The 26,676-nt window shown below is 59.8% G+C and carries 31 protein-coding genes; 20 read left to right on the forward strand and 11 right to left on the reverse strand.

Annotated features, from left to right (window positions below):
• Nucleotides 1-22: 22 nt before the first annotated feature.
• The 6 genes from GRI41_RS02215 to GRI41_RS02240 all read right to left on the reverse strand — a co-directional run bounded on the left by GRI41_RS02215 (nucleotide 23) and on the right by GRI41_RS02240 (nucleotide 6,208).
• Nucleotides 23-1,630 (reverse strand): DEAD/DEAH box helicase, encoded by a 1,608-nt coding sequence (locus tag GRI41_RS02215; protein WP_160603013.1) that lies wholly within the window; start codon nucleotides 1,628-1,630, stop codon nucleotides 23-25.
• A gap of 241 nt (nucleotides 1,631-1,871) precedes the next feature.
• Complete coding sequence (locus GRI41_RS02220; protein WP_160604579.1) at nucleotides 1,872-3,062, reverse strand: CCA tRNA nucleotidyltransferase; 1,191 nt, start codon at nucleotides 3,060-3,062, stop codon at nucleotides 1,872-1,874.
• Nucleotides 3,063-3,194: 132 nt separating this feature from the next.
• Nucleotides 3,195-3,797, reverse strand: a complete 603-nt coding sequence (locus tag GRI41_RS02225) for a CoA pyrophosphatase (protein WP_160603022.1) — start codon at nucleotides 3,795-3,797, stop codon at nucleotides 3,195-3,197.
• The gene (locus GRI41_RS02230; protein ID WP_160604580.1) at nucleotides 3,794-4,342 is read right to left on the reverse strand and encodes a DUF1285 domain-containing protein; all 549 of its coding nucleotides are present in this window, start codon (nucleotides 4,340-4,342) and stop codon (nucleotides 3,794-3,796) included. Before GRI41_RS02230 ends, GRI41_RS02225 begins: the two co-directional genes overlap by 4 nt.
• Before the next feature lie 77 nt (nucleotides 4,343-4,419).
• Nucleotides 4,420-4,941, reverse strand: coding sequence for a GNAT family N-acetyltransferase (locus GRI41_RS02235; protein WP_160603023.1), 522 nt, complete (start codon nucleotides 4,939-4,941; stop codon nucleotides 4,420-4,422).
• Nucleotides 4,942-5,029: 88 nt separating this feature from the next.
• A complete protein-coding gene (locus GRI41_RS02240; RefSeq protein WP_328600498.1) occupies nucleotides 5,030-6,208 on the reverse strand; it encodes a PQQ-dependent sugar dehydrogenase in 1,179 nt (392 codons plus the stop codon).
• Between GRI41_RS02240 and GRI41_RS02245 the strand changes: the two genes are divergently transcribed.
• The 5 genes from GRI41_RS02245 (at nucleotide 6,207) to folP (ending at nucleotide 11,925) form a co-directional block, all read left to right on the forward strand.
• Entirely contained in the window at nucleotides 6,207-6,854 is a 648-nt protein-coding gene (locus tag GRI41_RS02245) for a ribonuclease HII (RefSeq protein WP_160603025.1), read from the forward strand. The genes GRI41_RS02240 and GRI41_RS02245 overlap by 2 nt on opposite strands.
• Before the next feature lie 7 nt (nucleotides 6,855-6,861).
• A complete protein-coding gene (locus tag GRI41_RS02250; protein ID WP_160603028.1) occupies nucleotides 6,862-7,776 on the forward strand; it encodes a calcium/sodium antiporter in 915 nt (304 codons plus the stop codon).
• A gap of 206 nt (nucleotides 7,777-7,982) precedes the next feature.
• On the forward strand, nucleotides 7,983-9,140 hold the full coding sequence (locus tag GRI41_RS02255) for a site-specific DNA-methyltransferase (protein ID WP_160603030.1): 1,158 nt from the start codon (nucleotides 7,983-7,985) through the stop codon (nucleotides 9,138-9,140).
• Nucleotides 9,141-9,229: 89 nt separating this feature from the next.
• Nucleotides 9,230-10,462 carry a Vgb family protein gene (locus GRI41_RS02260; RefSeq protein ID WP_202388634.1) on the forward strand — a complete coding sequence of 411 codons (1,233 nt, stop codon included), beginning with the start codon at nucleotides 9,230-9,232 and terminating at the stop codon, nucleotides 10,460-10,462.
• A gap of 335 nt (nucleotides 10,463-10,797) precedes the next feature.
• Nucleotides 10,798-11,925: a dihydropteroate synthase gene (folP, locus tag GRI41_RS02265; RefSeq protein ID WP_160603032.1), complete on the forward strand. Its 1,128-nt coding sequence runs from the start codon at nucleotides 10,798-10,800 to the stop codon at nucleotides 11,923-11,925.
• Here folP and GRI41_RS02270 read toward each other — a convergent pair.
• From GRI41_RS02270 to GRI41_RS02280, 3 genes are read right to left on the reverse strand one after another with little or no spacing between them, the layout of a single operon-like run.
• Nucleotides 11,891-12,343 carry a hypothetical protein gene (locus GRI41_RS02270; protein WP_160603034.1) on the reverse strand — a complete coding sequence of 151 codons (453 nt, stop codon included), beginning with the start codon at nucleotides 12,341-12,343 and terminating at the stop codon, nucleotides 11,891-11,893. The two genes, folP and GRI41_RS02270, sit on opposite strands and share 35 nt — an antisense overlap.
• Nucleotides 12,344-12,393: 50 nt before the next feature.
• Nucleotides 12,394-13,158, reverse strand: coding sequence for an SDR family NAD(P)-dependent oxidoreductase (locus GRI41_RS02275; RefSeq protein ID WP_160603035.1), 765 nt, complete (start codon nucleotides 13,156-13,158; stop codon nucleotides 12,394-12,396).
• 50 nt (nucleotides 13,159-13,208) lie between these two features.
• Nucleotides 13,209-14,639, reverse strand: coding sequence for a sigma-54-dependent transcriptional regulator (locus tag GRI41_RS02280; protein ID WP_160603037.1), 1,431 nt, complete (start codon nucleotides 14,637-14,639; stop codon nucleotides 13,209-13,211).
• 180 nt (nucleotides 14,640-14,819) lie between these two features.
• Here GRI41_RS02280 and GRI41_RS02285 point away from each other — a divergent pair, with 180 nt between their 5' ends.
• Genes GRI41_RS02285 through GRI41_RS02315 form a run of 7 tightly spaced genes read left to right on the forward strand, consistent with a single transcriptional unit; the run spans nucleotide 14,820 to nucleotide 18,956 of the window.
• Entirely contained in the window at nucleotides 14,820-14,945 is a 126-nt protein-coding gene (locus GRI41_RS02285) for an aa3-type cytochrome c oxidase subunit IV (RefSeq protein WP_160603039.1), read from the forward strand.
• 10 nt (nucleotides 14,946-14,955) lie between these two features.
• Nucleotides 14,956-16,077 carry an NAD(P) transhydrogenase subunit alpha gene (locus GRI41_RS02290; RefSeq protein WP_160603041.1) on the forward strand — a complete coding sequence of 374 codons (1,122 nt, stop codon included), beginning with the start codon at nucleotides 14,956-14,958 and terminating at the stop codon, nucleotides 16,075-16,077.
• Nucleotides 16,074-16,487: a hypothetical protein gene (locus GRI41_RS02295; protein WP_160603043.1), complete on the forward strand. Its 414-nt coding sequence runs from the start codon at nucleotides 16,074-16,076 to the stop codon at nucleotides 16,485-16,487. Before GRI41_RS02290 ends, GRI41_RS02295 begins: the two co-directional genes overlap by 4 nt.
• A gap of 46 nt (nucleotides 16,488-16,533) precedes the next feature.
• Nucleotides 16,534-16,818, forward strand: coding sequence for an NAD(P) transhydrogenase subunit alpha (locus GRI41_RS02300; RefSeq protein WP_160603045.1), 285 nt, complete (start codon nucleotides 16,534-16,536; stop codon nucleotides 16,816-16,818).
• Nucleotides 16,818-18,260 carry an NAD(P)(+) transhydrogenase (Re/Si-specific) subunit beta gene (locus tag GRI41_RS02305; RefSeq protein ID WP_160603047.1) on the forward strand — a complete coding sequence of 481 codons (1,443 nt, stop codon included), beginning with the start codon at nucleotides 16,818-16,820 and terminating at the stop codon, nucleotides 18,258-18,260. The genes GRI41_RS02300 and GRI41_RS02305 overlap by 1 nt, the downstream gene beginning before the upstream one ends.
• A complete protein-coding gene (locus GRI41_RS02310; RefSeq protein WP_160603050.1) occupies nucleotides 18,257-18,592 on the forward strand; it encodes a hypothetical protein in 336 nt (111 codons plus the stop codon). Before GRI41_RS02305 ends, GRI41_RS02310 begins: the two co-directional genes overlap by 4 nt.
• A gap of 10 nt (nucleotides 18,593-18,602) precedes the next feature.
• A complete protein-coding gene (locus GRI41_RS02315; protein WP_160603052.1) occupies nucleotides 18,603-18,956 on the forward strand; it encodes a hypothetical protein in 354 nt (117 codons plus the stop codon).
• Between the two features lie 13 nt (nucleotides 18,957-18,969).
• Here GRI41_RS02315 and GRI41_RS02320 read toward each other — a convergent pair whose 3' ends face one another.
• The gene (locus tag GRI41_RS02320; protein WP_160603054.1) at nucleotides 18,970-19,386 is read right to left on the reverse strand and encodes a DUF2147 domain-containing protein; all 417 of its coding nucleotides are present in this window, start codon (nucleotides 19,384-19,386) and stop codon (nucleotides 18,970-18,972) included.
• A gap of 103 nt (nucleotides 19,387-19,489) precedes the next feature.
• On the opposite strand from GRI41_RS02320, the gene GRI41_RS02325 reads away from it, so the two are divergent.
• The 8 genes from GRI41_RS02325 (at nucleotide 19,490) to GRI41_RS02360 (ending at nucleotide 26,469) form a co-directional block, all read left to right on the forward strand.
• Nucleotides 19,490-20,698 (forward strand): parallel beta-helix domain-containing protein, encoded by a 1,209-nt coding sequence (locus GRI41_RS02325; protein ID WP_160603056.1) that lies wholly within the window; start codon nucleotides 19,490-19,492, stop codon nucleotides 20,696-20,698.
• Nucleotides 20,695-21,714 (forward strand): SO2930 family diheme c-type cytochrome, encoded by a 1,020-nt coding sequence (locus GRI41_RS02330; protein WP_235901028.1) that lies wholly within the window; start codon nucleotides 20,695-20,697, stop codon nucleotides 21,712-21,714. Before GRI41_RS02325 ends, GRI41_RS02330 begins: the two co-directional genes overlap by 4 nt.
• Nucleotides 21,715-22,683, forward strand: a complete 969-nt coding sequence (locus tag GRI41_RS02335; protein ID WP_160603059.1) for an alpha/beta fold hydrolase — start codon at nucleotides 21,715-21,717, stop codon at nucleotides 22,681-22,683.
• Between the two features lie 94 nt (nucleotides 22,684-22,777).
• Complete coding sequence (locus tag GRI41_RS02340) at nucleotides 22,778-23,479, forward strand: aspartate/glutamate racemase family protein (protein ID WP_160603061.1); 702 nt, start codon at nucleotides 22,778-22,780, stop codon at nucleotides 23,477-23,479.
• A gap of 66 nt (nucleotides 23,480-23,545) precedes the next feature.
• Nucleotides 23,546-24,706 carry a deoxyguanosinetriphosphate triphosphohydrolase gene (locus GRI41_RS02345; RefSeq protein WP_160603063.1) on the forward strand — a complete coding sequence of 387 codons (1,161 nt, stop codon included), beginning with the start codon at nucleotides 23,546-23,548 and terminating at the stop codon, nucleotides 24,704-24,706.
• On the forward strand, nucleotides 24,699-25,391 hold the full coding sequence (locus GRI41_RS02350; RefSeq protein ID WP_160603066.1) for an NAD(P)H-binding protein: 693 nt from the start codon (nucleotides 24,699-24,701) through the stop codon (nucleotides 25,389-25,391). Before GRI41_RS02345 ends, GRI41_RS02350 begins: the two co-directional genes overlap by 8 nt.
• A gap of 12 nt (nucleotides 25,392-25,403) precedes the next feature.
• Nucleotides 25,404-25,871 carry an ABA4-like family protein gene (locus GRI41_RS02355; RefSeq protein WP_160603068.1) on the forward strand — a complete coding sequence of 156 codons (468 nt, stop codon included), beginning with the start codon at nucleotides 25,404-25,406 and terminating at the stop codon, nucleotides 25,869-25,871.
• A gap of 10 nt (nucleotides 25,872-25,881) precedes the next feature.
• Nucleotides 25,882-26,469, forward strand: a complete 588-nt coding sequence (locus tag GRI41_RS02360) for a DUF938 domain-containing protein (RefSeq protein ID WP_160603070.1) — start codon at nucleotides 25,882-25,884, stop codon at nucleotides 26,467-26,469.
• A 60-nt stretch (nucleotides 26,470-26,529) separates the two neighbouring features.
• On the opposite strand, the gene GRI41_RS02365 is transcribed toward GRI41_RS02360, so the two are convergent.
• The gene (locus GRI41_RS02365; protein WP_160603072.1) at nucleotides 26,530-26,661 is read right to left on the reverse strand and encodes an entericidin A/B family lipoprotein; all 132 of its coding nucleotides are present in this window, start codon (nucleotides 26,659-26,661) and stop codon (nucleotides 26,530-26,532) included.
• Nucleotides 26,662-26,676: the final 15 nt, after the last annotated feature.

The following is a 26,676-nucleotide window of genomic DNA, read 5'->3' on the forward strand; positions in this document are numbered from 1 at the left end:
GCATAGGTTTTACAATTGTTTACTATTTCCGCCTGCGTAGGGGGCGGCCGCCGCCTCCCTTGGCGCCGCGATTTGCGTTGTTGCGATGGCCCGCGGCTGGCGTGTTTGCGCGCCGTTCACCTCGCTCAATATGTTTTTTCGCGGCGACAACGGGTTTGGTTACAGGCCCTTTTTTGTGGCTAACATTCTTCGGGCGCGGTGCATCCGACTGAATCTCGCGCGCAGACTTACCGCGGCTTCGCTGGTCGCGGTCCTCGCGGCTGCGATAATTGCCTTGATCCGGGCTGCGTCCCTCTGCATCGCGCCAGTTGCGGTCGCGCGGTTGCGGGCCGCGTTTGTTTTTGGGTTTGCCGCCTTGCTTGTTCAGGGGTTTTCCGCGTCCCCCGCCGCCGCCACCTTTGCGGAAGCGCGCAGTGCGGTCGTCCGGATTGCGTTCAGCGCCCGATCCCTTGCGCGCCGGTGCGGGCAGCGCGCTAGCTTGCGCAACGAAATCTTCGGGGATCGGTGCTTGCGTCAGTTTTACCCCGGTCAAGCGCTCGATATCGCGAATATAGGGTCGTTCGTCGGGCGCGATATAGCTGACCGCGAGGCCGCTTCGGCCCGCGCGCGCCGTCCGTCCGATACGGTGGACATATTGTTCGGCGACATTGGGAATTTCGAAATTGAACACCGCGCTTACGCCGGGAACGTCGATCCCGCGTGCGGCAATATCGGTGGCCACCAGAACCGGAACGCTGCCCCTGCGGAAACCGTCTAGCGCGCGGGTGCGCTGTGCTTGCGATTTGTTGCCATGGATCGCGCCGGCATTGATGCCCGCTGCGACCAGATGCCGCACGACGCGGTCTGCGCCATGTTTTGTGCGGGTGAAAACCAGCGCAGTCTCGATATCGCCATTGGCGATGCCTTTTTGCAGGCTGATTGTAAGAAGTGCCTGCTTCTCTTTCTGGTCAATGAAAGTGCCGAACTGGTCAACGCGCTCTGCTGTTGTAGATTGCGGGGTGACTTCGACGCGCACCGGATTGTCGATGAAACGTTTGCCCAATTCAACAATGCTTTTGGGCATTGTCGCAGAGAAAAACAGGCTTTGCCGCTTTTTGGGCAGCATATTGGCGATCCGGGTGAGCGGTTTGATAAAGCCCAGATCCATCATCTGGTCCGCTTCATCGAGCACGAAAATCTCGACCCGGTTCAGCGTCAGCGCGCGCTGTTCGACCAGATCGATCAACCGGCCCGGCGTTGCCACCAGCACATCACAGCCCGGGACCAGCTTGCGCGCTTGCTGGCGCACCGGAAGGCCGCCGAAAACGCATTGGACGCTGAGGTCCAGAAAACGCGCATAATCGCGCATATTGTCGGCGATTTGCGCCGCCAGTTCGCGCGTGGGAGAGAGGATCAGCATTCGGCAGGCCGCAGGATACCGTCCGGTAGGATCGGACGCCAAACGGTGGAGAGAGGGCAGCGAAAAGGCAGCGGTTTTTCCGGTGCCGGTCTGTGCGACTCCCAACAGATCGCGGCCATCGAGCAATGCCGGAATGGATTCTCGCTGGATCGGTGTTGGTTCGGAATAGCCCTTCGTGTTCAATGCACGAAGGATAGGCTCGGCAAGGCCGAGTTCTTCAAAAAATGACATAAATACTTTCTATTGTGCGCCATGCGGCCCCAAAAACGGAGTCCGGGCGCAAGTCAGGGGTCCTTACGGCGACCCATGCGTGAAAAGGGAAGCATGCGAATAACGCAAATTCCGTGCATCGGGTGCGGGACTAAGCCCTTGCTCTGAAGGGAAAGTTCACGCTCGCAACCGATTTCGCAGGATTGTCCCGCGCCGGACGTTGCAGGCCATGTAGGTAGCGCAGGCCAATTTGGCAATGAAATTACGCGCCGCGCCGTTCTTGCGCATCCAGTTCCTCGTCCAGAATCGCCAGCACGCGGTCCCTGTCAGGAAAGCTCTCGCTCACCCAGCGGCTCTGGACGGCGTGCAGAATGCGCGCAACTTCCGGGCCCGCACCGACCCCTTTGGCAACGATCTCTCCGCCTTTGAGCGGCAATTGCGGAATGTCCCATCCGTCAAGCTGGTCCACCGTTCCGCCGGCCAGCAGGATCCGGTCCACCGCGCATTCGCGGCCATGCTGGAAGGCAAGCGCTCTCGCCTTGTCCTTATCCGCCGGCAACCGCGCCGCAACACAGCTCAGCCGTTCGCGCTGCGCACGTGACAAGCGCAGGCGCGAGGCAACCGTTTCCGCAACCGGCGGAAGGGCGGGCAGCAATGCCGAAAGCCTGCGCACCGGATCGGGCGCGACAGATTCTGCCAATTCGGCCGCGATCAGCTTGCGCAGAGCGTCAATCTCATGGGTGCCTGCTTCGGGCAAAATCACTTGCAAGACACCGCGCTCGCGCATGCGGGCGACGGTTGCATGCGGATCGGCGAGGCCCAGCAGCGAAAGCAATTCCTTGGCCACACGCTCTCGGCTCAATCCTTTGAGCGTCTCGGCCATTTCAGAGCAGGCATCTTCCGCTTCCTGATCCAGTTCGGCGCCAAATCGCGCCTGAAACCGGAAATAGCGAAGGATACGTAGGTGGTCCTCGCGAATTCTTTCACGCGCATCGCCGATAAAGCGGATACGGCGCGTTTTTAAGTCCTCCTGCCCGCCGAAATAATCGGAGATTTCCCGAGTCTCCGGATGCGCGTAAAGCGCATTGATTGTGAAATCTCTTCTGGCGGCGTCGTCGCGCCATTCGCTTGCAAAAGCGATTGTCGCGCGGCGTCCGTCGGTCGAGATATCCTTTCGCAGCGTGGTGATTTCCACATGTCCGCCGCGCAGAACCGCGGTGATCGTGCCGTGGTCAATGCCGGTCGGGACGCTGGTGATGCCCGCATCTTTCAGCCGGTCAATCACGATATCGGGCGTCAGCGGGGTTGCCGCGTCAATGTCTTCCACCGCATGCCCCAGCAGCGTGTCGCGCACCGCGCCGCCGACCCAGCGGATATTGTCCGCGCCGAGCGTTCTGACGAGCTGCGCCAGATCGTCGCGCTTGGTCCATTCTGCTTGCGGTAATTCGGCCATCATAGAACCCGTTTGCCCAGAGCCAGTGGCGCTTAGCGCCGTCTTCGGCTCCGAAGGGCCGCTTTTACTTGAGCGGCCATGCTAGAAGAAAATGCGCCCCTTCGACAAGCTTGGGGCCAACGCAATTGGGGATCATGGCAGCAGCTCTTCCATCGCGATCCGCCGCGAAAGATTGGCGATGATCGCCGCGGTTACGCCCCATATCCTGAACCCGTCCCAATGCATCTCCAGATAATGGCGCATATCACCGCGCCAGAAAACCTCCTGTTCGGTCCAGTTGGTGGGTGTGAACACTTGCGCCAGCGGGACTTCGAACCATGCCTCGACCTCGCGCGGATGCGGGACCAGATCGAGATCGGGCGGGACAACCCCCAGAACCGGTGTAATCTCGAAGCCGGTGCCGGTCTGGTATTTGTCGGTTGTGCCGATCAGGCGGACATGCTCGCGGTCCAGCGAAAGTTCTTCCTCCGCCTCGCGCAGAGCGGCCTCGATCGCGGTTTCGCCTTGATCCAGCTTGCCGCCGGGAAAGGCGACTTGCCCCGGATGGTCGCGCATCGTGGTCGGGCGTTGGGTCAGGATAATGCCGGGCTCTTCGCGGTCGGTCACCGCGATCAGCACGGCGGCATCGGCGGTCCGCTGCGCATCGGCAAACCGTTTGTCGGTCAGCAGGTCGGTCAGCTCTTCCCGATGCCCTTTCTCGAACAGATCGGACAGCCGATCAAACAGCGCGCTCATGCAGGCAACAGCGAAAATGACGCGCCGCCGCTGGCAACGGTCCAGTCAGAGCCCGATGCCAGGGCGATATCGGCCAATTGTTGGTAGGTACTGCGATTGAGCCGGGCTTCGCAGCCGCGCCTGACGGTCAGATAAAGCGCGGGCGTATCGGCATCGCCGCGTGCGATCAGCGGGTTTTGCGCGCCTGCGACCACCAATTCGTCAGTATTAAGGCGGAAGGCCAGACCGCCATCGCGCTGGGCAACATCGGTTGCAATAAAGGGCGCGTCTTCGATTTCGATCGACAGTTTCTGGAACGGTGTGACCAGCCAATACGTGCCGTCCGCATCGCGCACCAGCAGGCTGGCAAAGGCGCGCACCATTGCCGGCCGGGTGATTTCGCCGCCGTCGTGAAACCATGTTCCATCGGCGGCAATCCGCATCAGGCTGTCGCCGCTATTTTGCGGGTTCCACTGTTCGACAGGGGGCAGTTTGCGCTGTGAGACTTGCTCGCCAATTTCGGCAAGCGACAGGTCCGCAAGTTCGGGTGGGGGTGTGTAGGGCATTGGCTGCTGCGATGGCAGATAGTGCCCTTTCACTCAACATCGCCGGTGTCATTCCTGCCCCGGCGCATTGGATATGATCAGGGTGCAAGCGCGGCGGGCCAGGGGCCCAGCATTCCCTCTTCGGGCAAAATCGCGGGATTGTCGCAGCGGACCAGCAGCCTTTCGCGCTCGAACGGGCCTGGGCAATGCCAGGCTTGTGTCGGACCTGCGGTAAAGCCGAAAAAGCGCCCGTAATATTCCGGATCACCAATCATTACCTGCGGCAGAGCTGCGCCAGCATCGATCGCGCCGAGCGCGGCAAGCATCAACGCCTTGCCGTATCCTTCGCTTTGCTTTTCGGGGAGGACGGCAACCGGGCCGACCATGATCAGCGGATGATTGCGGCCGTCGGGATCGGTCAGCGCGACCGGCCACAGCTGGATTGTGCCCGCCAGATAATCGTCATCATCGAGCGCGGCAAAGCTCAATGCCTCCAGCCACTGGGCCCCTTCGCGGATGCGATAGGCGGTGCGCGCCTGCCGCCCGTCGCCGAAAGCGCGGTCGAGCAATTGCTCGACCAGATCGGCATCGACATTGGCAAGGGGAATGAGTGTGGGCATTGCGCGCGAGCCGATAGGACGCGCTGTGGGCGCTGTCGATCAATTTCGCCTAGGGTGCGGCCAGTTTTAGCTTCGGAGGCAGCGCCCCTTAGCTGGCCGGTGTCAGCCGCAGCAAGCGCCCGCCTTCACCGTCTTCCAGAACCCAGATCGCGCCATCGGCGGCTTCTGCCACCGAACGGATCCGCGCGCCAAAGTCATAACGCGCATTCTCTGTCGCTTCTTCGCCATTGACCGCGACATGGACGAGGCCCTGGCTCTTGAGACCGGCGATCAGGGCGGTGCCTTTCCAACCTTCGAACAGGTCGCCGCGATAGAACATCATGTCGCCCGGCGCGATGACCGGCGTCCAGGTAATTGCCGATTGGGCAAGATCGGGCCGGGTGTCATTGTTGGGAATCTTTTCCCCGCGATAATGATTGCCGTCCGAAACGATCGGCCAGCCATAATTGGCACCGGCCTTGACGAAATTCAGCTCGTCTCCGCCAGCGGGGCCGTGTTCCATATCCCACAGATTGCCGGCCGCATCGAAATCCATGCCCAGAATATTGCGGTGGCCATAGGACCAGATCTCGCTGGTGAGGCCGCCTTCATCTGCCATCGGATTGCCAGCGGCGGGCGTGCCATCGAGATTGAGCCGGACAATGGTGCCGACATTATTGGAATTATCCTGCGCCGGTTGCATTTTCTGCCGGTCGCTGGAGGCAACGAACATCAATTCGCCATCGGGAGAAAAGACGATCCGGTGCCCGTAATGGCCGCGCCCGTCGGTCTTGGGCGATTGCCGCCAGATGACCGTAAGATCATCGATGGTGCAGCTGACATCTCCTGAGCAGGAGACCGTTCCTCGACCGACCACTGCGCCGCGCGTGTCACCATCGCCAGCTTCGGCCCAGCTCAGGTAAATTGCCTTGCTGGTTTCATAATCGGGCGCGAAGGCGACATCGCCGAATCCGCCTTGGCCGCCATAATCCACTTCGGGTGTGCCGGGCACGGTGCTGATCTTGCCAGAGGCGACATGGAACACTTTGAGCGTTCCCGATTTCTCGGTGATGAAAACATTGCCCGTTCCCGGCTCGACCGCTGCGGCCCATGGTTCGTTGTAACCGCCATGCTCGGTGACGGAGAACGGGCCAACCACCTCTGCCCCTTCGGCAGTTGCGACCGGCGCGGCCTCGCTGTCCACGGTTGCGGCCATGCTGCAGCTTGCGACAAACAAAGCCGCGGGTGAGAAGGTAAGGGCGACGAGCGATTTTTTCGAGATCATCATGGTAGCTGGAACTCCCGGAAATGATTTTTGTGCCGAACAATATGTAATCGGCGTTGATGAGGCAGGGCGTGGCCCGCTTGCGGGGCCCGTTGTGGCGGGCGCTGTGGTGCTTTGCAAGCCGCTCCCGCCTGAACTCGACGGGGCGCTCGACGATTCGAAGAAACTATCCGTCAAACGACGTGCGCAGCTCGATCTTGCGGTGCGCCAGCACTGCGCATGGGCTGTGGGGGTGGTCGATGTGGAGGAGATTGACGCGCTCAATATTCTCGGCGCGACAATGCTGGCGATGACAAAGGCGGTGGCGGGGATTTGCGAGCTGCTGGGCGGCAAGCCTGACGCGGTGCTGATCGACGGCAATCTCAGCCCCGCCGGACGCTGCGATCATTGGCGCAAGGCGGAATGGGGGCAGGGCACGCCCATTGTCGGAGGGGACGCGCTGGAGCCGGTCATCTCGGCAGCGTCGATTGTCGCGAAGGAATGGCGCGACCGGATGATGCTGGCCGCGGCTGAGGAGTTTCCGCAATATGGCTGGAGCCGCAACAAGGGTTACGGCACGAGAGAACATATGGACGCCTTGCACCAATACGGCGCAACCCCACATCACCGCAAAAGCTTTGCGCCGGTTGCGCAATTAAATCTGATTTGAGAGCGCAATGACCACAGCAATTTTGATGATTTTCGCCGGGCTGATCGGGCTCGGGCTTGGCGGTGAGTGGCTGGTCCGCGGCAGCGTGGGTCTTGCCCAGCGGATGGGCATTTCCAATCTCGTTACCGGATTGGTGATCGTCGGTGCGGCAACGTCAATGCCCGAAATGGTCGCAAGCGTGCAGGCCGTCGCCGCCGGTTCGCCAGAGATTGCATGGGGCAATATCGCCGGATCGAACATTGCCAATTCGCTGCTGATCCTGGGCGCGACGGCTTTGGTCGCGCCGATTGTCCTGACCGGTACCGGGCGGCGCGATGCGGTGGTCGGACTGTCCGCCTCTGCCGCGCTTTTTGCCATCGCCTGGTGGCAATTGGGATCGCCATGGATCGGCGCCGCGCTGCTCGCCGCGCTGACTGTCTATATCATCTGGCGATACACCCATCCGCGCCCCGCCGATGAGGAAGAGCTGGAGGTTCCCCCGCTATCCCGCTCTTTGGTCTATTTTATCCTCGGCGTTGCCGCATTGGTGATCGGGGGAAAACTGCTGGTCGATGGCGCAATCGACCTCGCCACGCTGGCCGGTGTCAGCGAAACGGTGATCGGCCTGACCGTGGTTGCGGTGGGAACATCGCTGCCCGAACTGGCCGCATCGGTGGCTGCCGCTTTGCGCGGGAAGCCGGGGCTGGCGCTGGGCAATGTTGTCGGTTCAAACATCTATAATCTGCTGCTTATTGGCGGCGTGACCATGGCAATTTCCGCGCGACCGATTCCGGTTGAACTGCTCGATGTGGAATGGCCGCTGGTGATCGCAACCGCGCTGATGATCCTGCTGCTCTGCTGGTTCGCGCATCGCATCAATCGCGCGATGGGCGCGCTGTTATTGGCAGGCTTCGCCGCTTTCAATGTTCTTTTGCTGACATAAAACGGCGACCGAGTCTTTCGCGCAACACCCCACCATATCGAGTCTGCAAAACTGCATAGACTCAACATGTTGTGGGGGACTCTTTTCGTTCTCTCTTGGTTCCGGCATGGTTATCGGCCTGTTAACCATGTTGTGCGACAACTCTTTGCTTGACGTGGAGTCCGCTTGGACTCACCCTGTGGATAAGTTGAATCGGGGGAAAGCATATGGGGGTCCAGGAGACCTTGCTGAAACGCGCGAACACGAAAACACGCGCAAAGAAAACGGCGAAGAAAACAGAAGTCGCCAAGGCTGATTTGCCGCTCGGGCAAATTCTGTCTGGCGACTGCATTGAATCGATGCGCGCGCTGCCCGATGCCAGCATCGATCTGGTGTTTGCAGACCCGCCCTATAACCTCCAGCTTGGCGGCGATCTCAACCGCCCTGATGGCAGCCAGGTCGATGCGGTGACCGATGATTGGGACCAGTTCGACAGCTTCAAGATCTATGACGATTTTACCCGCGACTGGCTGACCGAGGCCAAGCGCATCCTCAAGCCTGATGGCGGGCTATGGGTGATCGGCAGCTATCACAACATCTTCCGCGTCGGCGCGATTTTGCAGGATCTGGGCTTCTGGATTTTGAACGATGTCGTGTGGCGCAAATCGAACCCGATGCCCAATTTCCGCGGCACCCGCTTCACCAACGCGCATGAAACGCTGATCTGGGCGAGCCAGGGTGAAAAGGCGAAATACCACTTCAATTACCGCGCGATGAAAACGCTCAATGACGAATTGCAAATGCGCAGCGACTGGGTGCTGCCGATTTGTGGCGGAGGAGAGCGTTTGAAAGAACGCGGCACCAAAGTGCACCCGACGCAGAAGCCCGAAGCGCTGCTATACCGCGTGATGCTGGCCACCACAGAGAAAGGCGACGTCGTGCTCGACCCGTTTTTCGGCACCGGCACCACCGGCGCGGTGGCCAAACGTCTGGGCCGCGAATGGATCGGCTGCGAACGCGAAGGCGTCTATACCGAAGCCGCGCTCAAGCGGATCGCAAAAGAACTGCCGCTCGATGAAAGCGCGCTGCAGACCATGCAAAGCAAACGCGATGCGCCCAAAGTGGCCTTCGGCGCGCTGGTCGAAAACGGCTATATCAAGCCGGGTACGCAGATTTTCGACAAGAAACGCCGCTGGATCGCCGAAGTCCGCGCCGATGGTTCGGTAACGCATGGCAAGCAAGTCGGCTCGATCCACGGTTTGGGCAAAGAGCTGCAAGGCGCGCCCAGCTGCAACGGCTGGACCTTCTGGCACTATGAAGTCGATGGAGATGTGAAGCCGATCGATGCCGCGCGGCAGGATTATCTGCTGGCGGTTGAGGATTGAAATCAAGCCGCCGCCGCTTGGCAATTTGAAAGCAACACGGCATTATCGCATGGTTGCGTAACGACAAAGCCACTTGCGAGCGTCCAACCATGCCGACCAGAGCCTTTAGCATAGCCATTTCCATTGCCGCATTGATGCTGCCCGCTTCGGCGCAGGCGCTGCCCGAAGGCGAGGGCAAAGCTCTGGTCGAGGGGGTGTGCAGTTCCTGCCACCGGACTAGCGTGATCGAACGGAGCTCTGGCTATACGCGCGAGGATTGGCAGTTTCTTGCCTCGACGATGATCGATCTGTCGAACAATCCGGACACCGAAAACGCAATTCTCGATTACCTTGCGGCCAATTTTCCGCCCAGCGCAAACCGCGCGGCTACACCGGTGCCGGGCCCGCTCAAAATCCGTTTCGAGCAGTGGCAAGTGCCGACATTGGGGCAGCGATCGCGCGATCCGGTTGAGGATGCGGCGGGCAATATCTGGTGGGTCGGCCAATGGGGCGATATTCTTGGCCGGATCGATCCGCGCACGGGCAAGATGGACGAAATCCGTCTGCCAAGGGGGGCGAAACCACACTCGGTGAATATCGGGCCGAAGGGCTTCGCGTGGTATACTGGCAATCGCAACGCAACGATGGGCAAAGTCGATCCGGCGACGGGGCAGATCACCGAATATCCGATGCCCGATCCGGCAGCGCGCGATCCGCATACGGCGGAATTCGACGCCAAGGGCATCCTATGGTTCAGCTTGCAGGGCAGCAATATGATCGGCCGGCTCGATCCGGCGACGGGCGAGGTAAAGCTCGCTGCCAGCCCGCGCGAAAACTCGCGGCCCTATGGCGTGAAAATCGCCGCTGACGGAACCATCTGGGTGGCGTGCAATGGGGCCAATTGCCTGTTGCGGGTCGATCCCGAAACGATGGAGGTCACCGAAATCACGCTGCCGCGGGACAAGACAACGGTGCGGCGGCTCGACATCGATCAGGACGGGATAATCTGGTGGGTCAATTCGGGCCTCGGCGGCCTGGGCCGCTATGATCCCGAAAGCGGCGAAATCACCGAATGGGATTCGCCCAGCGGGCCCAAGTCGCACCCCTATGCGATTGCCGTGTTTGACGGCGCGATCTGGTACAATGAAAGCGGTGTGCGCCCCGACATGCTCGTCCGCTTCGATCCGGATAGCGAGACTTTCCAAAGCTGGCCGATACCGTCCGGCCCTGTTTATGCCGGCATTTTGCGCCACATGCGCACATCGCGCGATGGCAAATCCTTGCTGATCCACCAAAGCGGAACCAACCACATCGCCCGCGTAACCGTTGATCGCGGTGAATAGGCTCTGCCTCGGCTGCGCCAGCCGGGTGACGATAAATTGCCGCGCAATCTGTCCTACATTGCCGTAACCAGCTAGGCGTGAGGAATGACTGCAAATCACCATCTTCCGCCGTGCAAAATCGGTTTTGCAACCCTCCCGGGTTATTTCTCTTTGGACAGTGGTCCATGTGGTCCATGTCTATCATTCACATCGCGGGGAATAGCTGCATGATTGCTAGATTGAACGGAACATCGTTCGTCATTCCCGCGAAAGCGGGAATCCAGGATGGTCAGGCGGTGCGGGATACTCTGGATTCCCGCTTTCGCGGGAATGACGGGGATGGTGATTGAAACGCTATGTCTGAAAGTATCTACATTCGCCCCATCGGCCTGACGCCGGGCCCGCAAAGCGAGGGTGGGGACACAATCCGGCTGGCGGGCGGGATGGTCTATGCGCATCGTTTTGCTGCCGTGCTGCGCCGCGATGGCGAAGTGGTTGAGCGGCAGGTGTTCTCGCCCAAGGGTGTCGAAGAAGCGCTTGGCGCGTTGCCGGATAGCGTAACAGAAGAAGCGCACGCGCAATGGGCGGCGCTTTCAGCCACGCATGCGCCCCTACAATTGGGCGACCGAACGATTGCTCTCGATCAGCCACAGGTGATGGGCATTCTCAATGTCACGCCCGACAGTTTCTCCGATGGTGGTGATTTTCTTGACGATCCCGATGCGGGCCGCGCGCATTCGGCTGCCATGCTGGAAGCGGGGGCGGCGCTGGTCGATATTGGCGGCGAAAGCACGCGGCCGGGTGCGCCCGCGACATGGGAAGGCGACGAGCTTGAGCGGGTTGTCCCCGCGGTTGAATATTGCGCTGCCATGGGCGCGGCGATCAGCGTCGACACGCGCCGCCCTGCGGTGATGGAAGCGGCGCTCGATGCAGGGGCGCATATCATCAATGACGTTTCGGCTTTGCGGCATGATCCGCGCAGTCTGGAACTGATGGCGGCGCGCGGATGCCCGGTCATCTTGATGCATGCACCCGGCGAAGGAGAGGATTTGCATGGCAATGCAAACTATTCGAACGTGGTGTTCGATGTGTTTGACTGGCTAAAGGCGCGGCGCGATGCGGCGATTGATGCTGGTATCGCGCGCGCAAATATCATTCTCGATCCGGGTATCGGCTTCGGCAAATCGCTGGGCGAAAATCTTGCACTGATGAATGCGCTGCCGCTGTTTCATGCGCTGGGTCAGCCGCTGCTGCTGGGCACAAGCCGCAAGCGGATGATTGGCGCGCTATCGAATGAAGTGCCGGCGGACCAGCGTCTTGGCGGCAGTATCGCGCTGGCCGTTGCGGGGATGAATGCAGGTGTGCAACTGCACCGTGTGCATGATGTTCAGCCCGCGGTTCAGGCGCGCAATGTGTGGCGCGGGATGCGCGACGCGGCGCTCACGGATTTTAGTGACCTTGGGGCTGATCTTCCGGTTGGCTAGCGCTCTGCGGCGCGGCGGCCGGCGTACGAATGCGTCCGATCAATATCTTGAGCGTGTCGGAAATCCATTGCTCGTCAACATTGTCATAATCGGTCGCGATCGGATCGCCTGAAGCGATTGTATAGGAACTACGCTCGACAGTGTCGGACGCAAAAACCGCGCGGCCATCCTTGAGCATGAACGCAATCGCGACTGTCCGCATGCCGTGGACTTTGAGGACATATTGTTTGAAATCGCTGGTCGAGCCTTCTTCGGCCAATTCGAAATCGCGGCGACCTTCGAATGCGGCTTTGACCATTTCGACCAGACGCGCGAGTTTGGGCGCCTCGTCGCGGTCCCAGCGGAATCGCTCGAACTGCGCCTCGTCAACGACGCTCGAAAACTGGTCGCATGCCTTTTGAAACTCGTCCTGTTCCATTGCGCCAACATATCGCGAAAGTGCTAAGAAGTTGTGACGGCGTGGTTAAGTTAAAGCGAATATCCGCCGTCGCTGACCAGTGCGGTTCCGGTGATCGTTGCCGCTGCATCGGACAGCAGGAAGGCGACTTGCCCGGCAATCTCGGCCGATGTTGCATAACGGCCCAGCGGCGTCGCCATTGCCGCCATCGCATCGAGCGCGGCCTGCCGGTCACCGCCATGTTCGGTGACAAGATCCTGGAAAAACGGGGTCTGGTCCCAAATCGGGGTATCAACACCGCCCGGCGCAATCGCATTGACCCTGACGCGGCGCGGCGCCGCTTCCTTTGCGGCCACGCGGGCAAGCTGCAAAACGCCCGCTTTCGAACAGCCATAGGCGGCGGTTCCCGGCTCTGCCTTCATGCCCGAAACCGAGGCGGTCAAGACGATGCTGCCGCCTTCCTTGATCGCGCGCATTGCCGCTGCGAGCGAGAGAAACGCCCCGTCGAGATTGGTTGAAAGAACGCGCCTCCAATCGGCGAAATCGAGCTCGGTAATTGGCGACCCGTCGGCTATGCCGGCATTCAGCACCGCGTGGTCCAGCTCGCCAAGGCTCGCGGACACGTCTTCCCAATGCGCGGGATCGGCCACATCGCCCGCGATACGCGATGTTTCGCAGGGCAGATCGAGCGCGGCCAAAGCGCGCGGATCAATGTCGGTGAGTATCAACCGGCTTGCACCGCGCTGCGCGAGAAACTGCACGCATGCGGCACCGATGCCCGATGCGGCGCCGGTTATAAGGATGCTCTTGCCTGAAAACTCGTGATCATTCTGCATGGGCAGCGCGTAGCAGCAAGTCTTTGCGCGGCCTAGGGAGCAGGGCGAAATTACGCCGCGTTGTCGATGCCCAGATCGCCCAGCTTGCGGTACAGCGTGGAGCGGCCAATGCCGAGCCGCCGGGCGACTTCGGTCATGCGGCCGCGATAATGCCCGATGGCGAGCCGGATAACATCGGCCTCGATTTCCTCGAGCGGACGCAGATTGCCGTCGGGTGTGTAGAGCATGACGCCCACACCTTCCTGCATCGGGTTGATCGCTTCGCCGACTTCACCAAGCAGTTCCGACAATTGCGGGAAGCTGCTGGCGGTGAGTGTTTCCTTGTCGCAAAACACCGCAGCGCGGAACAGAACCGCTTGCAACTGGCGGACATTGCCGGGCCAGTCATAAGCGGAAAGAAGTTGCAGCGCGCTGTCGCTGATCGATTTCTGCCGCAAGCCGGGCTCGTCGCCCAACCGGCCCAGAAAATGCCGTGTCAGCGCGGTAATATCGCCCTGCCGGTCGCGCAGCGGGGGTAGAGTGATCTTTGTCTGCGAGATTTCTGCCAGCAGATCGGGGTGGAAGTGACCGATGCTGTTCTTGCCATCGGTCATATCCGACAGCGGAAGGTTGCTCGCGCACAGCACGCGGACATCGATTTTGAAACCGTGCTTGGCGCCAATCGGGCGGACAATCCCGGATGAGAGTGTCTCGGCCAGTTTTGCTTGCAGACCTTCTTCGAGCCGGTCGATCTCGTCGAGGATAATCGTGCCACCATCGCAATGCTGCAAAGCGCCGATCTGGCGGTCGAAAGCGCCGGGAAAGGCGTTTTGTTCGTGGCCGAAGAGCACAGATTCGATCGAATTGGCAGCAACGCTGCGGACATTGATCAGGCGGAACGGGTTTTTCGCGCGTGGGCTGGCTGCCTGCATCGCGCGCATCAGCATTTCTTTACCGGTGCCGCTTTCGCCTTCGATCAGGACCGGGCCGTGGCCGCGCGCAGCCTTGGCCGCCTTTGCCAGAGCCGAACGGAAATCGGGCGAATTGCCGATCATCGCATCGAAATCGAGCGCGGCGACCATTTTTTCGGTCAGCGGCTGCAATTCGTCCTTGGGCGCTTCCTGCTTGGTTGCGCTGCGCAAGGCCTGCATCAGGCGGTCGGGAGAGACCGGTTTGACCAGATAATCGGTTGCACCGGCGCGCATCGCATCAACTGCCAGCATCGGGCTGGCGCTGGTGGTCAACATCAGGATCGGCATAGCCGGGCGGCGCGCCTTCAGCTCTTCGATCAGGCTGCAAGCATCATCGCCGGGAACCCATTGATCGAGAATGATCGCCGAACATTGCATGCCCTGGCGCGTGCCAAGCGTTGCAATGGCAGTTTCGGAATCCTGCACGACAAGCGTGCGCCAACCCTCGCGCGCAGCGAGCGCAGTGATAAGGCGGCTTTGCGCCGGCTCATCATCGATCAGCATCAAAAGGCGTGAATCGCTCTCTGCCATAACCCTCAAAATCGTCCCAATGCGGTACAGGCGTCTCGAATAGGGAAAATCAGTAAAGGTCTAATTAAGGCTAAGAATAGGTTTTCAGGCCTTGAAGCCTCTGCATCTGCGCGATAGACCGCCTGCGAACGGGGGAATTGCCCCGAATATTATCGAAAAACCAAGTGGGGAACACGCGTAATGGCTTCGGCAAATGACATGAAAGCAGCGGAAAAAACCTATGGCGGGTTCATTAACAGCCTGAAATGGAGCGTTCCGGTGATCGCAATCATAACTGCGATCGTTGTCGTATTGATCTCCAACTAAGGTCGCAATTTTGAAAATTGCAGCCCTGAAGGAACGCGCCGACGGCGAATCGCGCGTCGCGGTAACGCCGGAAACGGTGAAAAAGTTTGTCGCGCTTGGCGCGTCGGTGACGGTCGAAAAGGGCGCAGGCGATACGGCGTCAATTTCTGACGCTGAATTCGAAAGCGCGGGTGCAAGCATCGCGAGCGCCGCAAAAGCGGTCGAGGGCGCGGATATTGTGCTGGGCGTGCAAGCCCCCGATGTTGCCGCGCTGAAAGGCGCCGCCAATGGCGCGTGGATTGCCGCCACATTTGATCCGTTCGGCAATAAAGACCGTGTCGAAGCCTATGCCAAAGGCGGCTTTGAAGCGTTGTCGATGGAATTTATGCCGCGCATCACCCGCGCGCAAAGCATGGATGTGCTTTCCAGCCAATCAAACCTTGCAGGTTACAAGGCGGTGATTTCCGCGGCTGACGAATATGGCCGCGCTTTCCCGATGATGATGACCGCTGCCGGCACGGTGCAGGCCGCGCGGTGTTTCGTGATGGGCGTGGGCGTTGCCGGGCTGCAAGCGATTGCCACGGCAAAGCGGTTGGGCGCGCAGGTGTCCGCAACCGATGTGCGCAGCGCGACCAAGGAACAGATCCAGTCGCTTGGCGCGAAACCGATCTTTGTCGAAGATGTCGCCGGGATCGAAGGCGAAGGCAGCGGCGGCTATGCCACCGAAATGAGCGAGGAATACCAGAAGGCGCAGGCTGAACTGGTTTCCAGCCACATCGCCAAACAGGATATCGTCATCACGACCGCGCTGATTCCCGGAAGAGCCGCACCGCGGCTGATTTCGGACGCGCAGATCGCCACGATGAAACCGGGCAGCGTGATTTTCGATCTGGCTGCTCCGCAAGGCGGCAATGTCGAAGGGTGCGAGCCTGACAAGATCGTGGTCAAACATGGCGTAAAAATCATCGGCTTTGCGAACACGCCCAGCCTTTTGGCGGCTGACGCGTCGGCGCTGTTCGCGCGCAACCTCTATAATTTCCTCTCCGCCTTTTGGGATGAAGAGCAGGGCAAACCGGTTCTCGATGAAGAAATCGGCGATGCCGTGCGCCTGACCCAAGGCGGAAAAATCGTGAATGAGAGGCTCCTGGGATGAAAAAGCTGTTTCCAATCGTTCTGTTGGCTCTCGCGGGCTGCTCTGCATTCGAAGGCGATGGGCCAAGCTATGGGCGAGAGGAAGCGATCGCCGGGGCGGCGTTTCGTGCAGAGGCTTTGGAAGTCTATGCCAAGCTCAATCCGGTTTGCCCGTTCACCGAGAACGTCGACCAGCTGGCGCGCTATGATGCGCTCAATGCGCGCTACGAAGCGCTGGGCAAATGGGTCGCCAAGACCCCATTCGCAATCGACCTCGCCATCGCAGAGGGCAATTTCAAACATTATTGGTCGGTCAATTCCGCCGAATGCGGACCAACCGACACCGAAGAAAGCATGGCGGCTTTCGACGCGGAACTGGCGACCGCGGATCAGCGCCTTTCGGCGCTAGAGAAAATGGCGGGAATGATCTGATACCCGCCAAAATCGCCTGACTATGTGACCTGACGAAAGGCCGACCGTGGACTTCATCGCAATACTTTCAATCTTCGTTCTGGCCTGTTTCGTTGGCTATTATGTCGTGTGGTCGGTTACGCCGGCCTTGCACACGCCGCTGATGGCGGTGACCAATGCGATTTCCAGCGTGATTATTGTCGGCGCGCTGATCGCGGCGGCGGAAGCGGGCAGCCCGGCGGCCAAATGGCTGGGGCTGGCGGGCGTTGTTCTGGCGAGCATCAACATTTTTGGCGGCTTTGCGGTGACGCAGCGAATGCTGGCGATGTATAAGAAGAAGGAGAAGAAGTGATGGTTTCTCTCCTTGCATCAGGCGCAGCAAGCAGCGCCGGAACCACTGCATGGGTCGCGCTGGCCTATCTTGCCGCAGGCGTTCTTTTCATTCTCGCTTTGCGCGGGCTGAGCTCGCCCGAAACAAGCCGCGCGGGCAACCGTTTCGGCATGATCGGTATGCTGATCGCGGTGGTGACAACGCTGGTCACGCATAGCATTGCCAGCATCTACGAAATCCTGATTGCCGTCGCGATTGGCGGCCTGATCGGCTTCACCATCGCGCGGCGTATTGCGATGACGGCGATGCCCGAACTGGTCGCTGCGTTCCACTCGCTGGTCGGTCTGGCGGCGGTGCTGGTTGGCTGGGCGGCGTTTCTGGAGCCGGGCGCGTTTGGCCTGCTGGTCGGCGACACAATCGGGCAGGTCAGCCGCGTTGAAATGGCGCTGGGCGTGGCGATTGGCGCGATAACATTCTCTGGCTCGGTGATTGCCTTTGCCAAACTGTCCGGGCGGATGAGCGGTTCTCCGATCCTGCTTCCAATGCGCCATGTGATCAATCTGGGCACTCTGGTCGCGATCATTGTGCTGACCGCATTGTTCACCATGGGCGAGATTGCCAGCCAGGATTATTTCATCGCGATCACCGTGCTGGCCTTCCTTGTCGGCTTCCTGCTGATCATCCCGATTGGCGGCGCGGATATGCCGGTGGTCGTGTCCATGCTGAATTCCTATTCCGGCTGGGCAGCGGCGGCGATGGGCTTCACGCTGGGCAATTCGGCGATGATCATCACCGGCGCGCTGGTGGGCGCATCGGGCGCGATCCTCAGCTACATCATGTGCAAAGCGATGAACCGCAGCTTCATCAGCGTGATCGCGGGCGGCTTTGGCGCGGATGACAGTGGGGGCGGCGATGGCGAACCGCGCGAACAGCGCCCCTATAAACAGGGCAGCGCCGCAGACGCCGCCTTTATGCTGGAACAGGCCGAAAAGGTCATCATCATCCCCGGCTACGGCATGGCGGTGGCGCAGGCCCAGCATGCCTTGCGCGAGATGTGCGATTTGCTGGAGGAAAAAGGCGTTGAGGTGAAATTCGCAATTCACCCGGTCGCTGGGCGGATGCCCGGGCACATGAACGTACTGCTTGCCGAAGCCAGCGTCGATTACGACAAGGTGTTCGAGCTGGAAGACATCAACAGCGAATTCGCCCAGGCCGATGTGGCCTTCATCATCGGCGCGAATGACGTGGTGAACCCGGCGGCGAAAACCGATAAATCATCGCCGATTTACGGCATGCCGGTGTTCGATGTGGACAAGGCCAAACAGGTGTTCTTCATCAAGCGCAGCATGGGCGGGGTCGGCTATGCCGGTGTCGACAATGACGTGTTCTATATGGACCAGACGATGATGTTGCTCAGCGATGCGAAGAAGATGGTCGAAGAAATCGTCAAGGGCCTCGATTGAGCGCGCTTAGCGTTGCCCGCGCTGTGGCGCTGGGCGTTGGCGTGCTGGCACTATCGGGTTGCATCACCAAAATTGCAGAGAGCCGCGTGGAATCCGCTTTGGTGAAAGGCGGCCTTTCGCAAGCCAATTCCGAATGCATGGCCGAACGCATGGTTGATCGCCTGTCGATCAGCCAACTGCGCAAGCTCGAACGGCTCAAGGGCGAAAAGGGAGAGCCTTTGAAGCCGGTCACGATCAGAGGATATATCGAGCGTGTTCGCCGGGTAGGCGATGCCGAAGTAATCGCGGTCACCAGCAGCTCTGCAGTTGTCTGCGCGGCCAAGAACCTATAGCCTCTTCGCCATGAAGAAACTTCTCGTCATTCTGGTGCTGGTCGCAGGCATTGCCGCGCTGGTTGTGGGGCTGGGCGGTGTAGACCGCTATGCCGAATGGCGGGTCAAATCCGCGCTGGTGGAAGCGGGCGTGAACGAAGGCGTTGCCGATTGCATGTCGGTGCGGATGGTCGAACGGCTCAGCTTCGCACAATTGCGCAATCTGCAGGCGGGGATGGAGCCGATAGAGGGCGAGCCGCAGAATCTGGACGGGCTGGGAGACTTGATCGCACAGGTCAGGGACCGGCTGGACCGGATTGGTGATCCCGAAGTCATCAAAGTCACCGCCAGCTCTGCCGGCATATGCACAATTGGCATTGGCTGATTGTTAGGGGGGCTTAGGCGCGCGTAAAAGTCGCCGTTTTGCAGAACACCACGACGCAGCCCTTGATATTCAGCCGGTTGCCACTGCGCCAAACCTGTGCATTGAAATAACGGCCATCTTCGGGGCTGTAGCCTTTGCCCTTATACCGGCTGCCATCGGCGGCCAGGTTCCAGAAAATACGCAGCCCCAGTAATTTGCGGCTGCGCAGCGACGCTTTGGGATTTTTCGTATCGCGCGCACCGCCGCTTGGTTCGGGAACAAGGAATTTCGCAATCTTGCCGCACATTGCATTGCCGCATTTGTAAAACTGGATCACCGATTTGCCATCGTCTGCTTTCCAGTTTCCCGCGATGGAAGCGGGCGCTGCTTGCGCCGGTGCGGCGAAGACAAGGCCGGCAATGACCGGAAGGAGCAGTTTGGCAGGGATCATGGGCGGCATCCTCTTGTGGCTTTGTGCTTATGGATACGTTTGAAAGAGCGACTTGGTTTCAAACTGTTTTTGGCGCAGAGTGGGTTTCAATGGGAGACGTAAGATGAAAACTCTGAATGGAATGTGTCTGGCTGCGGGCGCTTTGCTGATGGCAGCCACACCGGCATGGGCTGAAACCATTACTGTCGCGGCGGGAGAGGGCGCGCAAGAACGCTTGCAGGAAGCGCTGATTTTGGCGGAGCCGGGCGACGAAATCGTTCTGGGTGCAGGGCGTTTTACCCTGACTGACGGGCTGAGCCTTGATGTCGATGGGGTTACCGTGCGCGGCGCCGGGATGGACCAGTCGGTGCTCGATTTTTCAGGGCAGCTCGGGGCGGGCGAAGGCTTGCTGGTCACCAGCGATAATGTCGTACTGCGCGAATTCGGTGTCGAAAACTCCAAGGGCGACGGGATCAAATCCAAAGGCGCTGACAACATCGTCTATTACAAGATCCGCGTCGAGTGGACCGGCGGCCCCGACGAGAAAAACGGCGCCTATGCGATCTATCCGGTCGAGAGCGAGAATGTGCTGGTCGACAGCGTGACCACCATCGCTGCCTCTGATGCAGGGATCTATGTCGGCCAGTCAAAGAACATCATCGTGCGCAATTCGGTCGCCAAATATAACGTAGCCGGGATCGAGATTGAGAACAGCTATGGCGCGGATGTTTATAACAATCTGGCGGTCAACAATACCGGCGGCATTCTGGTGTTCGATCTACCCGATATTCCGCAGCAGGGCGGGCGCGATGTGCGCGTGTTCAACAATATCGTGGTCGATAACAACACGCGCAATTTCGCGCCGGAAGGCAATATCGTTTCCGAAGTTCCCTCCGGCATGGGCGTGATGGTGATGAGCCATTACAATGTCGAAGTTTTCAAGAATGTGTTCGCGGAAAACGCCACCGGCAACGTGCTGATCATCGCCTATCCCAACGAGACAGAGGACGAGGATTACAACCCTCTGCCGGTCAATGTTCTGGTCAAAGACAATATCCAGGGCCGCGCGGGATATAAACCCAATATGGATGGCGGAGAGATGCTGGCCGCGGCCTTTGGCGGTACGATCCCGCCGGTGACGCATGACGGCAATGGCACAGATATTGTGGTGCAGGATGGCGTACCGGTGCTGACGCTGGGCTATACCAAGCCTGCCCAGCCGGTGACCGAAGCCAAGCCGGGCATCGTTGATCTGTCGGGCGATGCAGACAAGCCGCTCAGCCTGAAACCCATTGTTCTGCCCGAAGCGATGGAGGCAGTCGTCAAGCAATGATGGGCAAGGCGGGCTTTTGCTTGTTGGCCGCTGGTGCCTTGGCGTTCGGCAGCGCCATTGCCGCGGATGCCCGCCGCGCTATGCCCGTGGTGTCCGATGAAGCGATCACCAGGCCGGGCATGCCGCGCACATTGGAAGACTATCAATTCTTCATCCACGCGGACGCGCAAATGCCCACCATGGGGGTCGAACCTTACAGCCTGAATACGCCGCTCTATTCGGATGGCGCGGACAAGCTGCGCTTTGTCTATATACCCGCCGGCAAACAGGCCATCGCCGATGGCGAAGGCTTGCTGCAATTTCCGGTGGGGAGCGCGCTGATCAAGACCTTTGCCTTTGGCGAGGGCGAGGATCGCCGCCTGATCGAAACGCGGGTGCTTCTGCACCGCGAGGATGGCTGGATTGCCTTGCCCTATCGGTGGAACGAGGAACAGACCGAGGCAAAGCTGGCGCTGGTGGGCGCTCGGCTGGAGATCGATACGCCCGATCACGGCACGATCAGCTATCGCATCCCGAACAAGAACCAGTGCAAACAATGCCACAGTATTGATGGCACTTTGGTGCCGATCGGCCCGAAGGCGCGCAACCTTTCGCATGAATGGCTCGATCACCGTGTGGCAACTGGCCAATTGGATACGCGGCCCGAACATTCGGACATTCTTCCTGACTGGACACAGCGCGATCATGCGCCGGCAGATCAGGCCGCGCGCGCCTATCTCGATGTCAATTGTGCGCATTGCCACCGGCCCGGGGGAACCGCGTCCAATTCGGGCCTGGATCTCCGATGGGAACAGCAGGATCTGACCGCCATCGGGATTATGAAACGCCCGGTCGCCGCCGGACGCGGCTCGGGAGGGTTGAACTTTTCGATATTGCCCGCCGATCCGTCACGTTCGATCATGGTCCACCGGATGCGGAGCGAGGATCCCGGCGTGGCGATGCCCGAATTGGGCAAATCCACCGTTGACGAAGACGGCGTTGCCATCGTGGAACGCTGGATTGCGGAGATGAAATAGATGAAGCGGATTGCCAAAATTCTCGGTGTTGTTGCGGCGCTTTTGGTGATCGCGTTTTTGATCTTCAGAACGCCCGATACCGACCCGGCGGAAATGCGCGCCAAATATGGCGGTGAACCGTCCCAATTTATCGAACTGGACGATGGCCTGACCGTCCATTTGCGCGACGAGGGGCCGAAAGATGCGCCGGTTATTGTCTTGCTCCACGGTTCGAACGCCGATCTCCATACGTGGGAACCGTGGGTTGAACGGCTCAGCGCAGATTACCGCGTGATCCGCTTTGACCAGATCGGTCACGGGCTGACCGGACCGGCCATGGACGGCAATTACGCGCTCAACGGTTTCGTCGCGGATATCGACGAGATTGCCAACAAGCTGGGCCTCGAGAAGTTTGTCCTTGCGGGCAATTCGATGGGCGGCTGGATCTCGATGGGCTATGCGTTGGAACATCCCGAACGGCTAAATGGTCTTGTGCTGGTCGATGCGAGCGGCGCGCCGATCAAACGCGAAGGCGGCGGAAATCTTGTTTATAAACTGGCGGCGATCCCCGGCGTCGGTGCAGCGATGAGCGCGCTGCTGCCGCGATCGGTTGTGGAAACCAGCCTGTCGCAAAGCGTTTCCAATCAGCAAATTGTCACGAGCGATGCGGTTGATCGTTACTGGGAATTGGCCCGCTATCCGGGCAATCGCGCGGCAACGCGCACCCGCTTCACCACACCGCGCCATGTCTTCACCGAAGCCGAAGCAGCGGCAATGACCGTCCCGACGCTGGTTATGTGGGGCGAAGAAGACTCGCTTGTCCCCTACGATGCGGCGGGTTGGTATATGGGTCATCTGCCCAACGCGGCGCTTGCCAACTATCCCGGCATCGGGCATTTGCCGATGGAAGAAGCGCCCGACATGAGCGCAGACGACATCCGCAAGTTCATGGAAAATCTGCGATTAACCAGCGAAACGCAGGCACAGTAAGGCCTGACGCTTGGCTCTGGACGCACAGCGCGCATCTGCATAGGTTACACGCTGGCGAGGGTCTTCGCGAACAATAGGTTAGGGGCAGTTATTCGTGCGCAAATTGGGTTTGATTGGGGGAATGAGCTGGGTCTCTACCCGCCTGTATTTCGAACAGATCAACAGGATGGTTCAGAAACGGACCACGCCGCGCACAACAGCGCCTCTGCTGATCGAAAGCCTCGATTTTGCCTCGCTCAGCGCGCTTAAAGACGATGCCGATTGGGATGCGGCGACGCGCAACCTGATCGCCTCTGCCCAGCGGATCGAACAGGCCGGCGCCGAAGGGCTGGTGATTTGCGCCAATTCGATGCACCGCGATTTTGAAAAGATCGCGGAATCGGTCAGCATCCCGATCCTGCATGCCGCCGATTGCATTGGTGCCAAAGTGGTCAAGGAAGGCAAAACCAATGTCGCACTGCTTGGCCGCCGCAACGTGATGACCGAAAGCTTCTTTCGCCAGCGTATCGTTGCCCACGGGGTCGATCTGATGGCGCCCGATATGGACAATGTCGACGCGGTGGACCGGGTCATTCATGACGAGCTGCTGGTGGGCAAGGCCAGCCGTGATGCAGAACGTCTGTTCAAGACAATCATCACCCAGAAGGAACAGCGCGGTTCGACAGCGGTCATTCTTGCCTGCACCGAACTGGAGCTGGTGGTCGATGTCGATGCCAATGTGCTGCCGATATTCGATTCAGCGCGAATCCATTGTGCGGCGGCGGTGGACTGGATTTTCGGCGATCAAGAGGCCTGAACCCGCGCTGTTGCCAGATTGTTCCCGTTGTCGGGAATGCTGCACTCAACTAAGTGCGCCTGACCGATGACACGCGCCACCTTCGCCGCAGACCCGGACGCCTCGCGCGGCCGCGAATTCCCCGAAAACCGAGACGGCACGCGCGGTCCGCGCAGCGAATTCCAGCGCGATCGGGACCGGATCATCCACTCCATCGCTTTCCGCCGGCTGCGCAGCAAGACGCAGGTGTTCATCGCGCCCGATGGCGATCATTACCGCACGCGTCTGACGCACAGCCTCGAAGTTGCGCAGATCGGCCGGGTGATCGCCCGCGCGCTCGGTCTGGATGAAGATCTGACCGAGGCGCTGTGTCTCGCGCATGATATCGGCCATCCGCCTTTCGGCCATGCGGGCGAAAAGGCGCTCTCGCTGTCGATGGAACGCCATGGCGGCTTTGATCACAATGCGCAGTCGCTGCGCACATTGATGCGGCTGGAAAGCCCCTATCCGCATCATGACGGGCTGAACCTGACATGGGAACTTCTGGAAGGGCTGGCCAAGCATAATGGCCCGGTCGAAAATCCGGGCTGGGCCTTGGCCGAACTCGATGCCGACTATCCGCTGGCCTTGCGCAAATATCCCTCGCTAGAAGCGCAGGTGGCCGCGATTGCCGATGATATCGCCTATGACAATCACGATATCGATGACGGATTGAGAGCGGGCTTTGTCGATCTGGACGAATTGCTCGAACTGGAATTCATCGCCGACCAATGGCGGACGGTCGAAAAACGCTTTCCCGGCGTGCCGAGAGAGCGTCAGCTGCGCGAACTGGTTCGGGGGCAAATCGGATTGATGGTCAACGACGTGCTCGAAAATACCCGCAAATCGGTGGCGCATATCGAAACGCTTGGCGAAGTGCGCAACGCGGATCGTATGTTGGCGACCTTTTCGCCGGCGATGGCTGCGTCGGAACGGCTGCTCAAGAATTTCATGTATGAGAAGCTCTATTACCACCCCGAACAGCTCGCCACCGCGGAACGCGCGCGCGACGTCATCTCGCGGCTCTATGCCGCCTATGAACAGGACGCGTCGCTGCTGCCCGAAGGCTGGCGCGACAATTTGCCCGATGCCGAGCCCGCGCGAAGCCGCCACATTGCCGACTTTATCGCAGGCATGACCGATCGTTTCGCGATGGATCAATGCGCCAAGATCTACGGCTCTGTTCCCGATGGATTGAGCAATGTCTGAACGCGTACGCATTGCGCTTGTCGGCGCGACAGGGTTGATCGGGCGGTCCATTATCGAGCGTGCGACAGGCCGCGAAGATGTGCGCATCTTGGCGGTCGCGCGGCGCGAGATGAAATTGCCCATGGGCGCCCGGATGGAGATGGTCGTCAGCGAACCGTCCCAATGGGCTGATGTATTTGAAAGCTCGCCCGCAGAGGTTCTTGTCAGCGCGCTCGGCACCACATGGAACAAGGCGGGCAAAAGCGAACAGGCCTTTCGCGAGGTCGATCAGGAACTGGTCCTGGACACTGCGCGCGCGGCACACGCGCAGGGCGTAAAGCGAATGATCGCGGTCAGTTCGATCGGGGCGGATGCTGCGTCGAAAAACTTCTATTTACGCGTGAAAGGCGAAGTGGAGCGGGAATTGCTCACCATTGGGTTTGATCGCGTGGATATTTTGCGCCCGGGCCTGCTTCGCGGACAGCGCAGCAATGACCGGCGCATTGGGGAGCGTCTCGGCATCGCATTGAGCCCGCTTGTCGATCTAATGCTGCACGGGAAATACCGGCAGTACCGCTCGATTTCAGCGCAGGATATGGCCGATGCGGCGCTCGCCCTGTCGATGCGCAAAGCGGCGGGAAAGTTCAAACACGATCACGATGCGATTTTGCGTGCGGCGCATAGTCTGCCACAACCGGCGCAATAGGGGGGAAACGCAATGTGGGACTTTGTCTTCAAAGCGGCGAATTATCTGGCCATGGCAGCATGGGTGATACTGATTTTTCTGCCGCGAAAGCCGCTCGCCACCAGCGCAATCATGTATCTGGGCGTGGCGCTTCTTTGCCTCGTCTACACCGCCAGCATGATCGCGGTTCAGACAGGCTGGGCGGATCCGGTCGGTCCGGCTGATCAGGCGGTAAATTTCACCACGATAGAGGGTGTTCGCGCGATCTTTTCGACCAAGGGCGGAGTGGTGATTGGCTGGGTGCACTATCTGGCATTTGATCTGTTTGTCGGGCTGTGGATCGCCAAAGACGCGGATGCAAAAGGCTTTTCGCGGATTTTGCAGGCGCCAATCCTGTTCTTCACTTTCATGCTTGGCCCTATCGGCCTGTTCATCTGGCTGCTTGTCCGAGAGGGCCGCGCGCGGATGGGCGGATGGAAAAGCAGCATCAAAAAATCCTGAGGGCACGCCCATGAAGCGGCATGCGCCGGCGACCGAACGCAACCGCAGCTTCATCGCGGACGTCTTGAAGGCAGAGCTGCAGCTGCCATGCAGCGTGCTCGAAATTGCCAGCGGCACGGGGGAACACGCGGTGTTCCTCGCGCAGAAATTTCCCGGGCTTGTCTGGCAACCCAGCGATCAGGACGCAGAAGCCCTCGCGTCGATTGCCGCCTGGACGCGGGAGGCTGGCTTGGCCAATATCCGCCCGCCGATTGCGCTCGATGCTTCGAAACCCTGGCCCGCACTCGATTGCGATGCGATTTTCTGCTGCAACATGATCCATATCAGCCCGTGGAGTGCGGCAGAGGGGCTGTTTCGCAATGCAGGCGGGGTGTTGAACGTTGGCGGTCCGCTCATCCTCTACGGGCCGTTTCTGGAAAGCGATGTCGAAACCGCGCCGTCCAATGTGGCTTTTGATGAAAGTCTGAAATCACGCGATCCTGCCTGGGGCATCCGCGACATTGCCGATGTTGATGCACTCGCCAAAGCGCACGGCTTTGCGCGGAGCGCGCGCTACGCGATGCCGGCCAACAATCTGATGCTTGTCTACCGCAAATGAAAAGACGCCCGCCGGTAGTGTCCGACAGGCGTCTCCTTGCGACCCTTGCGGGTTAACAGGTCAATCGATTGCGTCTTCGCCCGACTGGCCAACAGATTGGATATCTTCGCCCAATCCTTTGACCGTATTGCAGGCCGCGGCGGACAGGCTCAAAGCTGCAACGCCAAGAGACAGTGCTATTTTGCGAAACATAATTTTACCTCCAAT

Origin of the sequence: Pontixanthobacter aquaemixtae (assembly GCF_009827395.1) — a bacterium.
Classification (GTDB): Bacteria; Pseudomonadota; Alphaproteobacteria; order Sphingomonadales; family Sphingomonadaceae; genus Pontixanthobacter; species Pontixanthobacter aquaemixtae.